Raw genomic sequence first — 12,074 nt, 5'->3', positions numbered from 1 at the left:
GCCCACTCGCCGCCGTACGACCACTCGGCGCCGTACGCCCACCCACTCCCCTACGGCCCCCCACTCCCGTACGACGTCTCACTTGGCCGCGAACCGATAGCCGAAGCCACGCACCGTCTGTATGTAGCGCGGATCCCGCGGCGGATCGCCCATCTTGGCGCGCAGCCGTTTCACGCAGGCGTCCACCAGGCGGGCGTCGCCGTGGTAGCTGTGCTCCCAGACCGCCTCCAGCAACTGCTGTCTGCTGAAGACCTGTCCGGGTGAGGCGGAGAGGGTCAGGAGGAGGCGGAGTTCGGAGGGGGCGAGGGCGACCGGGGTGCCCGCGACGGTGACAGTGAGACCGGCCCGGTCGATGGCCAGGTCGCCGTGGGTGTCGATCCTCGGCAGGCCGCCGCCGTCGGCCGCGGAGCCGCCCGCGCGGCGGAGTACCGCGCGGATACGGGCGTTCAGCACACCGGCCTGCACCGGCTTGACGACGTAGTCGTCGGCGCCCGCCTCCAGGCCTACGACGATGTCCACGTCGTCGCCCCGCGCGGTCGCCATGACGATCGGCAGGGTCTGGTCGACGGAGCGGATGCCACGGCACACGTCCAGGCCGGTCATGCCGGGCAGCATCAGATCGAGGACCACGACGTCGGGGCGGAAGGACGTGAGGTGCGCCATGCCGTCCTCGCCGGTCGCGGCGGCGGCGACGTCGTGTCCCTGGCGGCGCAGTGCCAGGGCGACCCCTTCGCGGACGGCGCGGTCGTCTTCGATCAGCAGAACTCGTGGCATGGGCTCAGTATCGGGACCGTCGGGCACGCGCCTGGACTCTGTTACCGGATGATCACACAGTCCGCGACGGACCGTTCGTTATCTTTTCGTGACCATTCGGGCCAGATCCGATCACATGGCGGCCACAACCTGGCTAACCATGACCGCCCACACCACCACACCCTCCCGTTCCCGACGCCGCCGACGCGGCGCCACGCACGCCTCCTCCGGACGGCGGCGCGGAACGGGACGCGTGTGGGCGGGTCTGGTCGCCCTGACCGTCCTCGGCGCCGCCGGGTTCGCGGCCGCCCGGTGGGCGCCGCCCGCCGACGGGGAGGCCAGGACGGACGCCGGGCACGTGACGGCCCCCGAGAGTAGAGCCACACCGACGCCGACGCCCACGGCTGATGCGCGCTCCACCCAGCGGGCCAAACCCGCCCCGTCCCGCACCACCACCCCGGCCCCCACCATCCCCGCGACCGGCCCCGGCACCTTCGTCACCGCGTCCGGCGGCAGCCCCAAGGCCGGCAGCGGCAGGACCCTGCGCTACCGCGTCGAGGTCGAGACGGGGCTCGACCTGTCCACCGCGGACGTGGCCGAGCAGGTGGACCGCGTCCTGGCCGACCCTCGGGGCTGGACGGCGGACGGCACCTCCGCGTTCCAGCGGATCTCGTCGGGGACCGCCGACTTCGTCGTCAAGGTCGCGACCCCGGGCACCGTCGACAAGATCTGCGCGACGCAGGGCCTGGACACCGGGGGTGAGTACAACTGCAGCGTGAACGACACCGTCATGGTCAACCTCAGGCGCTGGGAGCTGGCCACCCAGTACTACGCCGACGACGTACGGTCCTACCGGGCCCTGATCATCAACCACGAGGTCGGCCACTTCCTCCACCACGGCCACGTCACCTGCCCCGGTCCCGGCAAACCCGCACCGGCGATGATGCAGCAGATCAAGGGCCTGAAGGGCTGCGTCCCCAACGTCTGGCCCTACGACGCCCAGGGACGGCTCATCACCGGACCGGCCGTGCCCTGACGCCGTGCCGGCGTCACGCTCACCCGGAAGCCTCCAGCTTCTTCAGCTGCGCCTCGACGATCGCTTCCGGTACGACGGCCGGGGGCGAATCTCCCGACGCACGGGGCCGGTCGAACTCGTAGAACATGGCGACCGTGGCTCCCTGCCGGACGGCCAGCACCGCGTAGGGGACCCGGATGGGCTCCTCGTCCTCGCTGAGCGCCGCGAGCTGGGTAAGCCGCAGGGACACGGACTCGTCGCCCTGGTGCGGATCGGGCCGCACCTCCACATCGTCGTAACGGAAGCCCACCGCCACGTCCTTGAAGGTCTCGCACTCCTCTGCGGCGGTGCGAAGTTCGGCGATCACCCGCGCGGCGCCCTGACCGCTGTGCGACGACAGGATCATGGTCGCCCCGGTTGCGCTGTCCTTCTTCGAGAAGATCATCCGGCCGGCACGCGCGACGGCGCCGAAGCCGCTGCTGCCCCCCAACGCCCGGGCTACGGGGGCGCATTCGGCGGGATCGGCCGTACGCCGCGACGCGGACGTGTCGGTCACCACCTTCTCGATGTCGTAACCGCCGAGGTCCGCCTTCGTGAGCACCGCCTGTTCGAGCTCCGCCGCGCTCAACGGTTCCGCCGCCACGACGGCCACGTCCGCCGAGGCGTCCGCATCGGAACCGCATCCGGCGAGCGTCGCGCACAACGTGAGCACCGCCAGAGAAACGCCCACCCGTGACTGCCGAACCATCGTCGTCCCCACCCGTTCCCCACCAGCTCCCCACCGGAGCATCGATCAGCAGAGTAGAACGTCAGTCCCATTCCCGAAGGACCGAACCACCACCCCGGGGGAAGGTGAAGCAGGGCTCATGGATCATGGTGGGGTGAGAAACGTGGAGCAGGCCGGTGGTCACGGCGGACTGACCGCCTATCAGGTGGAGTTGCGGGACCGTATGCTCGCCGCCCCGGTCGTGCCCGCCCCCGAGCCCTGGCGGCCGGTCTTCGAGGGCTGCGCCGCCGTCGGCGGGCTGCTCGGCATCGGTTTCGCCACGCACCCGGAGAACGGCCATGACCTGGTGATGGTCGTCTCCGCTGACGGGCATGGTCTGTTCGACGCCGTCACGGGAGAGAGGATCGCCCGGGACCGTGACCCCGATCCCGACGCCGAGGAGTGCGGTCGCGAGGCGCCTCCCGGTCTGTCGTGCCCGGGGCTCGGGCCGATCGCCGGCCGCAGCGTGTACATCGCCGGGCTCCTCGGCGGCGCACTGCACACCGGCACCGGTGACGGCTGGGGCCTGGAGGTCGTGAGTCCCGACTGGCCGCACGACCGGGTCCTGCTCTCCCGCGGCAGCAGCATGCCGCACCGCGCCCCGCACGGAGAGGGGTGGTGGCACATCCTCCACTCGTACTACTCCGAGTTGCGAGCCGTCGGCTTCTCCCCCTCCGGCCGCACTCTCGCCGTGGCGACCAGCAGCGACGTGACCCTGTGGACTCGCGCGCCCGCTGACTGAGTCACCCCACGCGCCCCGCCAGGAACTCCTCCCACGTCCGCTTCCCCGTCTCCGCCCCCTGAAGCGTGAGGTTCGCGCCCGCCCGGTACGCCTTCCCCGCCTTGCCCGGAATCCGCACCGGCATCCGCAACCGGCTCCGCTCTCCCCGGAGTTCGAGGTACGGACGGGCCAGTTCGCCGATGTCGTACGTCTTCGGGCCCGCGATGTCGGGGACCAGCCTCTGAGGCTCCCCCAGCGTCAACTCGACGAGTCGTGCCGCCACTTCGGCCGAGTCCACCGGCTGAAGACGCAGCCCTCCCGGCACCGGGAGCACCGGCAGCTTCGTCATCTTCTCGATCATCGTGAGGGTCAGGTCGTGGAACTGGGCCGCCCTCAGCGTCGTCCAGGGGATGCCCGAGTCGACGATGACCCGCTCCGACTCGAGCTTGGTCCGCAGCCAGGCCAGCGGGACGCGGTCGGCGCCGATGACCGAGATATGGACGAGGTGGCGCACCTTGGCGCCGACACAGGCCCGCACCAGATTCCGGGTCGCCTCGTCGTCCCCCTTCGGCCCGCCCGCCAGATGCAGGACCGTCCCGGCACCGGCCACCGCCGCCGCCACGCCCTCCCCCGTCAGCAGGTCGGCGGTGACGTACTCGACGCCGTCCCCGCCCTCTCGGGCACCGCGGCTCAGAACCCGCACCTCGTGACCGGCCGCCCGCAGCAGCGGGACCACATGACCGCCCAGGGTGCCCGTGCCGCCGGTGACCAGGAGGGGTGCCGTCTTCGTCATGTCTGCTCCAGTTCCGCGAGGTTCAACTGCCTTCACCGGACTGACCCCGGGCGTCGGGGCGATGTGACAGACGGCGGCGGATTTCTTCTCACGGCGACCGATCTCGCGGCCCGCACCCGCGCGCCCCGCTGGAGTTCCCGGTCGGGGAAACGGTGAGGGCCCCGGAGCAGTGCGGCTCCGGGGCCCTCGGTCATGGGGGTGGCGTCAGATCGTCGCCGTGTCGATCACGAAGCGATACCGGACGTCGCTCGCCAGCACCCGCTCGTACGCCTCGTTGATCTCGTCGGCGCGGATCAGCTCGATCTCCGCACCGAAGCTGTGCTCCGCGCAGAAGTCCAGCATCTCCTGGGTCTCCGGGATGCCGCCGATGCCGGAGCCGGCGAGGGTCTTGCGGCCGGCGATCACCGAGAAGAGGTTCAGGGCCACCGGCTCCTCGGGGGCGCCGACGTTCACGAAGGCGCCGTCCGTCTTCAGCAGGGAGAGGTAGGCGTCCAGGCTCAGCGGGGCCGAGACGGTGGAGAGGATCAGGTCGAAGGTGCCCGCGAGCTCCTTGAAGGTCGTCTCGTCGCTGGTCGCGTGGTAGTGGTCGGCGCCCAGCTTCAGGCCGTCGTCCTTCTTGCGCAGGGACTGGGACAGGACGGTGACCTCGGCGCCCAGCGCGTGCGCGATCTTGACGCCCATGTGGCCGAGGCCGCCCATGCCGACGATCGCGACCTTCTTGCCGGGGCCGGCGTTCCAGTGCTTGAGCGGGGAGTACGTGGTGATGCCGGCGCACAGGAGCGGGGCGGCCACGTCGAGGGACAGGCCCTCGGGGATGCGGAGCACATAGTTCTCGTCGACGACGATCTTCTCGGCGTAGCCGCCGTAGGTGGGCTCGCCGTCCTTGCCGACGGCGTTGTACGTGCCGACGTTCCCGCCGGTGCAGTACTGCTCCAGGCCGGCCTTGCAGTTGTCGCACTCGCGGCAGGAGTCGACCAGACAGCCGACGCCCACCCGGTCGCCGACGGCGAACTTGGTGACTCCGGGGCCGACCTCGGAGACGATGCCGGCGATCTCGTGGCCCGGGACCATCGGGAAGATGGCCTCGCCCCAGCCCTCGCGGGCCTGGTGGATGTCGGAGTGGCAGATGCCGGCGAACTTGATGTCGATCAGGACGTCGAACTCGCGGACCGCGCGCCGTTCGATGGTGGTGCGCTCCAGCGGAGCCTTCGCGGCGGGGGCGGCGTACGCAGCAACGGTGGTCATGCCGGGGTTCTCCTAGCAGGGGGGTCGCACCCGGCCGCCTTCTGACCGGGTACGACACCAGCTTGCCCGAGCGTCGGGTGTTCACCCAGGTCACCGCTCTGCCTACGTTTGCTGTTCCTACTACTGGCGGGGTCAGGATGATGAGCGTACGACCGTGAATACTTGAGGCATGGACGAACGCCCCGAACCCGTACAGGAGCCCTCCGGCAGTGCGCTGGACCGGCGTGCCGAGCTGAGCGAGTTCCTGCGCACCCGGCGGGCCCGGCTGAAGCCGGAGGACGTGGGGCTGCCGGACTTCGGACGCCACCGGCGGGTGCCAGGACTGCGCCGCGAGGAGCTGGCGCAGCTGGCCGGGGTGTCCGTGGCGTACTACACGCGCCTGGAGCAGGGCAACGGACGGAACGTGTCGGCGGAGGTCCTGGACGCGATCTCCCGTGCCCTGCGGCTGAACGACGCCGAGCACGCCCATCTCACACATCTCGCGAAGCCGAAGCAGCACAAGAAGAAGCAGTCCGGACGGACCCAGCAGGTGCGCGGAGCGCTGCTCCAGCTGCTCGACTCGCTCGAGGGGGTCCCGGCCTACATCTCGGGCCGGCGCTCCGACATCCTCGCCTGGAACCGGATGGCCGCGGCGGTGTTCGGCGACTGGTCCGAACTGCCGCCGCAGGACCGCAACTGGGCCCGGATGGTGTTCCTGCGGCCCGCGTACCGAGACCTGTTCGTGGAATGGGAATCGAAGGCGACGGACATCGTCAGCTATCTGCGCATGGACGCCGGCTGCCACCCCGACGATCCGCGCCTGTCCGCCCTGGTGGGCGAGCTCTCGGTCAAGAGCGAGGAGTTCAGACGGCTGTGGGCCACCCACGACGTCAAGGAGAAGGGCTACGGCGTCAAGCACTTCCGTCACCCCCTGGTGGGCGACCTCTCCCTGTCCTTCGAGTCCTTCCGCCTGTCCGACGACAGCGAACAGACGCTGATCACCTACCACGCCGAACCCGGCTCGCCCTCGGCGGAGGCCCTGCGCCTGCTGGCCAGCTGGGGCACGGACGCGACCCGGGCGGGCGAGGACTCGGCGGCCCCGCAGACCTGACCGGGCGCCTCAGGACGCGACCCCGAGGTCCTCGCGCATCAGCCGCCGCATCTCGGACAGCCGGGGCTCGGCCTCCTTCAGGTCGAGCAACGCCTGCACGGCGCTCTCCCCGTCCCGGGCCCGCTCCCGGTCGAGCCGTTTCACCACGGCGTCGATGCCCGCGAGCACCTGGTTCACGGTCCGCGAGGCCTGGAGGATCCGCTCCGGGACGACCATCTGCGCCTCGGCGTACCGGTCCCGGTACTCCCGCCGCACCTCCTCCAGCTGTTCACGGTCGTGATCCGTGTAGACGTCGTCGCGCAGCCGGTGCAGAGCGTCCTTGAGGAGGATGTGGAACTGACGCGAGGCCTGGGGGTCTGGGGGTGCCCCCCAGAAGGCACAGCATCGCCGTATTGGCGGTCCGCCGGTCCTCGAACAGCCGCCTGCGCTCGGCGAGTTCGACCTCCTCCGCCCGCTGTCGCGAGGTCAGCCGTTGGCTGAGGACAGGGGCGAAGAGAGTGCCGAGGACACCGACCACAGCGGTGATCATGGCGGTCACGGCAGCGGTCATGCGCGGGCCCTACGTCACCCCTGGTACGGCGGCATCACCCCCCACCCCCACTTCGGCACCGGCTGCTCCGCCGGGGGCTTGGCGTCCGGGCCGGAGAAGTACACCGCGAGCCGGGTGCCCCACTCGATGTAGGCGAGGAAAGCCGAGCGGAACTCGGCGTCGGTGGGCAGGCCGGCCTCGTCGGCGGCGTCCTGGATGAGGCTGACCCAGCGGCGGCGCTGGGGCTCGGTGATCCCCCGGCCCAGGTGCTTGGCGACCATGTGGCCGTGGCCGCCCTGGGTCTCGGAGTACCCGGGCGGGCCGCCGAAGACCTCCACCAGCCAGAGGGACACGTGCTCGGCGTGCTCGGGGGCCAGGCCGTCGAACACCGGGGCCAGCAGGTCGTCCTTGAGGACCTTGCCGTAGAAGACCGACGTCAGCCGGGCGAAGGCCTCCGCGCCACCCGCCCACTCGTACAGCGTGGGCACGGCCGAGCCCGCGCCGCGTACCGTCGTCGGTTTGTAGTGCCGCATCTCCTCGATGTCGGCGATGTACGGACGGATCTCGGCGAGGAAGTCGGGGAAGAGTTCCGACTTGCGGAAGCCCTCGATGTGGTCCTCCGTCGAGGTCCACGTGATGCGCAGGACGAAGTGCGCGAAGTCCTCCTCGCAGCGCGCCAGTTCGTAGTCCACGCACTGCGGCGCCGCCGCCAGCTGGGCGGCGGCGCGGGTGTAGGCGGCCAGGAACTCCGCCGAGCGGGCTTCCGGGATGTGGTACCGGACGTATTCCACGGTGTGGGCGGTCATGAGGCCACACAAACACGGAAGCCCCACCGGAGGCTGCTCCTCCGGTGGGGCTTTCGCTCATGGCCTACCGCGGCGGACTACTTTCCGTAGTACGCGTTGTAGATCGAGATCGTCGACTTGTTGCCCTTCTTGTCGGCGATCTTGGCGTGGAAGGAGATGCCCTTCCCCTTCTCCGGGTTCTTCACGGTGATCTTGCCGCCCGTGACCGTGACCTTCTTCCAGGTCTTGCCGTAGTCGTAGGACACGTACACCGACAGCGACTTCAGGTTGGAACCCTTGGCCGCACCCTCGACGACGACCGGGATCTTCACCGTCTCGCCGGCCTTGACGCGGCTGTCGAGCCCCGTCTTGGCGTTGAAGCGAGCCGTGGAGACCGGCAGCGAGACCAGGTCCGCGGAGGACTTCTTCGAGCGGAACGTGAAGCTCGCGTCGATCCGCGTCGAAGCCGCCGCCACCTTGACGCTCCGCTTCACGGACGTCGTCAGCTTGTACGCGGCGTCGGCCGCGGGAACCTTGAAGGCCTCCTCGCCGAAGAACGGGTCCGTGTTGGAACCGACCTTGGTGCCGTTGCGGTACAGCTCCGTCTTCACCGAGGAGAAGACGGACGAGCCCGCGTGGGTGGCGCCGTCCGCGAACAGCGGCAGGTAGCCGTAGAGGTTGTTGCCCTCACGGAACACGCCGTAGTTCTTGTTCAGGTGCGGACCGAAGACCGCGGTGTTGAAGGTCTTCGTGTACTTCTGACCCGCCTTGAAGGTCTGCGGGTCGCCCAGCGTGTAGTAGGCCTCCGTGATCGGGAAGCCGTCCGCGTCCTTGCCGTTGTACTGCTCGAAGTCCAGCGTCCACTGGATCTTGTCGGACGTCGAGAAGTACACCGTGCGGCTGCCCGGCAGCGGCTGCTCCACGGGGGAACCGATGACGACGTCCGTGGGGAAGAAGCCCCAGGCGGTGAGCCCACCGGTCTTGCCTGCCGCGGCCGCGCCGAGGTTGTTCTTCACCGTGGCGAGCTCGGACGCCTTGAAGTGGCGGACCTTGTCGCCCTGGATCTTCGTGACCTTGGCGGTGGTGGCCACGTCGTACTCGGCCTTGTCACCCTTGGTCCACTGACCGCTCCAGGTCTGGCTCAGACCGGTCGCGACCTGCCCCCCGAGGTGCGCCATCCGCAGGTCGGCGAAGGACGGCAGTCCCACACCGATGCCGATGCCCGCCGGCTCGTACATGTAGCTGACCATGCCGAAGAGCTGCTTGGCCCCGGCGTCCGGCACCGTGATGTCGGCCGACTTGGTGGTACGGGCGTCGATCGTCACCGAGCTGTTCTTGGTGACGCTCAGCTTCGGCTGGACCACCCAGTCCAGGCCGCCCTCCAGGTTCACCCAGTCCTTGGCGATCCACGCGTCCAGCAGATACGTGCCCTTCGGCAGACGCATCTTGGTGGTGCCGGACTCGTCGATCGTCACCTGGTAGCCACGGTTCGCGGCCAGACCGGTGTAGCCGAGCAGGACGGTGTTGTAGTCCTTGGCCGGCTGACCGTCCTTGCCGATGTGCTTGACGGTGAGGTCGTACGACTCCAGCTCACGCTGTACGGCCGCGGCCGTACGGACCGTCTGGCCGCCGCCCGTCGCGGTCACGTACGCGGAGTACGCGCCGTCGACCGTGCCGCCCAGCTTGGTGTTGGCGGTGAAGTCGACGGAGGCCGTGCCTCCCGCCGGGACCGTCACCTTCGTCTTGGCGAGCTTGAAGAAGCCCGCCGGAGCCGCCGCGCCCTTGGGGTTGGTGGCCTTCGACGACAGCGTCAGCGTGACGTCCTTGTCACCGAGGTTGCGGTAGGTCAGCTTCTTGGTGACCGGCTTGTCATCGGTGTGCGGCCACAGCTGCGTACCGAAGCTCACCGACACCGGGTCGGCGATCACGGTCTGCTTGATGGCCTTGTCGACCTGGATCCGGCCCGAACCCTGCTCGAACGGGGTGTACTTGCCGCCCTTGGTGGAGGCGGTCAGCGCGCCCTTCAGTTCGGTGTAGGTCCACTCCGGGTGCTGCTGCTTCAGGATCGCCGCGGCGCCCGCGACATGCGGGGTCGCCATCGACGTACCGGAGATGGTCAGGTAGCCGGCCGGCTTCTCGCCGACTTCCTGCTCGATGACGCTGCCCTTGGCCGAGGCGGCCGTGATGTCCACGCCCGGCGCGGTCACGTCCGGCTTGATGGCCCCGTCGCCGACCCGCGGGCCGGTGGAGGAGAACTCCGCCAGCTTGTCCTTGTCGTCGACGGCGCCGACGGTGAGCGCGGCGTCCGCGCTGCCCGGCGAACCGACCGACTCCGGACCGGAGTTGCCCGCCGCGATCGCGAAGAGCGTGCCCTTCTCGGCGGAGAACTTGTTGACCGCCGCCTCCAGCGGGTCGATCTCCGGGGTGTCCATGCCGCCGAGGCTGAGGTTGACGACGTCGGCGCCCTGCGCGACGGCCCACTCCATGCCGGCGAGGATTCCGGAGTCGTCGCCCGAGCCGTTGTCGTCGAGGACCTTGCCGTTGAGGAGCTTGGCGCCGGGCGCCACGCCCTTGTACTTGCCGCCCGACTTGGCGCCGGTGCCCGCCGCGATGGACGCGACGTGCGTGCCGTGGCCGAAGTGGTCGGTGGCGTCGGCGGCCGTGGAGAAGTTCTTGGCGTCGATCACCTGATCCTTGAGGTCCGGGTGAGTGGCATCGACGCCGGTGTCCAGGACGGCGATCTTGACGCCCTTGCCGTTGTAGCCGGCGGCCCACGCCTTGGGGGCGCCGATCTGCGGCACGGACTTGTCGAGGCTGGCCTTGCGGACACCGTCGAGCCAGACGTGCGCGATGCCGGAGGCCGTCTTGTCGCCGTTGGTGACCGCGTCCCACAGCTCGGGCGCGTCGGCGGTCGTGGTCTGCACCGCGTCGGCGTTCAGCGACTTCAGGGCCACACGGAGCGTGCCCGCGTCCCGGACGTCGTCCTTCGCGGCGGTCGCGGCGCCCTTGTAGCCGACGATCACCTTCAGGCCCTTGGCCTGCGACTTGCGGGTCGCGGACTTGTTGAGCTCGGTGATGTCGAACAGCCGCTGGTCCAGCTTGCCGGTGGCGACCAGCTGGGCCGCGTCGGCGGGTATGACCAGGGTGTGCCCGTCGGCCTTGCGGACCTGGAACGGTATGCGCTCCCGCCCCTTGGCCCGCTCGACGCTGACGACGTTGCCCTTGGCGTCGACGGCGACCCGGTCACCCGTGATCAGGGTGATGCGATGGTGTGCCTTGAGTGAGGAGGAGGCTGCCGGTGAGGCTGCCGCCCGCTGCTCCGGCTGCGCCGCCGCGGGGCTGGTCATGCCCGCCGCGAGGGCTACCGCTGCTCCCGTGGCCACGGTGGCAGCACAAACTCTTTTCACTTGTCTGCGCAAGTTTCCCCCTTGCAGAAGGTCCGGGCGAATTTCCCCGTTCACCCGGCCGGGGGTGGTCCGTACGCATGCGCTTGCACCCCCCGGATTACGCAGTATGCCGGGGGGTGATCAGACACCTCAATAGACAGGAACCCCACAGGGGGGCACTGTTACGTGTTGCTCATATTCACGCGCCCGCGTTCTCCTTGACCGTGATCCTCCCCTTGCGAATGGTCGCGATCCGCGGGGCCTTCCTCGCGATCGCCGAGTCGTGCGTGACCATGATGAAAGTGAGCCCGAGCTCCTTCCACATGCGTTCGAGTACGTCCATGATCTCGTCGCGCATCGACTCGTCGAGGTTGCCGGTGGGCTCGTCGGCGAGCAGCACCTTGGGGTTCTTGACGAGGGCGCGGGCGATCGCGACGCGCTGCTGCTGTCCTCCGGACATCTCGCCGGGCAGGTGTCCGAGGCGTTCCCCGAGGCCTACGGACTTCAGCGCCTCGGCGGCCCGTTCGCGGCGCTCCTTCACCTTGGTGCCGAGGGGGACGAGGGCGGTTTCCACGTTCTCCTGTGCGGTGAGCGTGGGGATGAGGTTGAAGGACTGGAAGACGAAGCCGATGTTCTCGCTGCGGACCCTGGTGAGTTTGGCCTCGGAGAGTCTCGCCAGGTCGGTGCCGTCCAGGACGACTTCTCCTTCGGTGGGCTTGTCCAGGCCGCCGAGCATCTGGAGGAGGGTGGACTTGCCGCCACCGGTGGGACCTTGGATGACGAGGCGGTCCCCGTCGGCGATGGTGAGGTCGACGCCGGCGAGGGCGTCGACCGTTTCCTTGCCTCGGGTGTAGCGCTTGGTGACGCTTCTGAGTTCGTACATGGGTGGCTCCTGGGTGGGTTCGGGGTGGTGCGTGTCGGTTGTCGGCTGCAGGTGCGTCGTGGCTGGTCGCGCTCACGCGGCGGAGCCGCACATCGATGCAGCCCCGCG

At 69.5% G+C, this 12,074-nt stretch carries 11 protein-coding genes; 3 read left to right on the top strand and 8 right to left on the bottom strand.

Annotation, left to right across the window (positions count from 1 at the left end):
- Positions 1–78: 78 nt before the first annotated feature.
- Positions 79–774 (bottom strand): response regulator transcription factor, encoded by a 696-nt coding sequence (locus TN53_RS24630; RefSeq protein WP_046260809.1) that lies wholly within the window; start codon positions 772–774, stop codon positions 79–81.
- Positions 775–913: 139 nt separating this feature from the next.
- On the opposite strand from TN53_RS24630, the gene TN53_RS24625 reads away from it, so the two are divergent.
- Positions 914–1,789 (top strand): DUF3152 domain-containing protein, encoded by an 876-nt coding sequence (locus TN53_RS24625; protein ID WP_046260808.1) that lies wholly within the window; start codon positions 914–916, stop codon positions 1,787–1,789.
- A 19-nt stretch (positions 1,790–1,808) separates the two neighbouring features.
- Here the strand turns inward: TN53_RS24625 and TN53_RS24620 are convergent, their stop codons facing one another.
- On the bottom strand, positions 1,809–2,498 hold the full coding sequence (locus TN53_RS24620; RefSeq protein ID WP_046260807.1) for a hypothetical protein: 690 nt from the start codon (positions 2,496–2,498) through the stop codon (positions 1,809–1,811).
- A gap of 220 nt (positions 2,499–2,718) precedes the next feature.
- Here TN53_RS24620 and TN53_RS24615 point away from each other — a divergent pair, with 220 nt between their 5' ends.
- Positions 2,719–3,276 carry a hypothetical protein gene (locus TN53_RS24615; protein WP_234441699.1) on the top strand — a complete coding sequence of 186 codons (558 nt, stop codon included), beginning with the start codon at positions 2,719–2,721 and terminating at the stop codon, positions 3,274–3,276.
- A gap of 1 nt (position 3,277) precedes the next feature.
- Here TN53_RS24615 and TN53_RS24610 read toward each other — a convergent pair whose 3' ends face one another.
- Together TN53_RS24610 and TN53_RS24605 are read right to left on the bottom strand one after the other, a co-directional pair.
- A complete protein-coding gene (locus tag TN53_RS24610) occupies positions 3,278–4,048 on the bottom strand; it encodes an SDR family oxidoreductase (RefSeq protein WP_046260805.1) in 771 nt (256 codons plus the stop codon).
- Positions 4,049–4,252: 204 nt separating this feature from the next.
- The gene (locus TN53_RS24605) at positions 4,253–5,293 is read right to left on the bottom strand and encodes an NAD(P)-dependent alcohol dehydrogenase (RefSeq protein WP_046260804.1); all 1,041 of its coding nucleotides are present in this window, start codon (positions 5,291–5,293) and stop codon (positions 4,253–4,255) included.
- A gap of 169 nt (positions 5,294–5,462) precedes the next feature.
- Here TN53_RS24605 and TN53_RS24600 point away from each other — a divergent pair, with 169 nt between their 5' ends.
- Complete coding sequence (locus TN53_RS24600; protein ID WP_046260803.1) at positions 5,463–6,383, top strand: helix-turn-helix domain-containing protein; 921 nt, start codon at positions 5,463–5,465, stop codon at positions 6,381–6,383.
- Positions 6,384–6,392: 9 nt separating this feature from the next.
- On the opposite strand, the gene TN53_RS48475 is transcribed toward TN53_RS24600, so the two are convergent.
- The 4 genes from TN53_RS48475 to TN53_RS24580 all read right to left on the bottom strand — a co-directional run bounded on the left by TN53_RS48475 (position 6,393) and on the right by TN53_RS24580 (position 11,966).
- Complete coding sequence (locus TN53_RS48475) at positions 6,393–6,638, bottom strand: hypothetical protein (protein ID WP_234441695.1); 246 nt, start codon at positions 6,636–6,638, stop codon at positions 6,393–6,395.
- A 309-nt stretch (positions 6,639–6,947) separates the two neighbouring features.
- On the bottom strand, positions 6,948–7,718 hold the full coding sequence (locus tag TN53_RS24590) for a group II truncated hemoglobin (protein WP_046260802.1): 771 nt from the start codon (positions 7,716–7,718) through the stop codon (positions 6,948–6,950).
- 77 nt (positions 7,719–7,795) lie between these two features.
- Positions 7,796–11,044, bottom strand: a complete 3,249-nt coding sequence (locus TN53_RS24585) for a S8 family peptidase (RefSeq protein WP_234441698.1) — start codon at positions 11,042–11,044, stop codon at positions 7,796–7,798.
- 238 nt (positions 11,045–11,282) lie between these two features.
- Positions 11,283–11,966: an ABC transporter ATP-binding protein gene (locus TN53_RS24580; protein ID WP_046260800.1), complete on the bottom strand. Its 684-nt coding sequence runs from the start codon at positions 11,964–11,966 to the stop codon at positions 11,283–11,285.
- Positions 11,967–12,074 lie beyond the last annotated feature (108 nt).

Origin of the sequence: Streptomyces sp. WM6386, from assembly GCF_000972385.1 — a bacterium.
Lineage (GTDB): Bacteria > Actinomycetota > Actinomycetes > Streptomycetales > Streptomycetaceae > Streptomyces.
The sequence above is the reverse complement of the archived record's forward strand: the minus strand, read 5'-3'. Positions and strand labels throughout refer to the sequence as shown.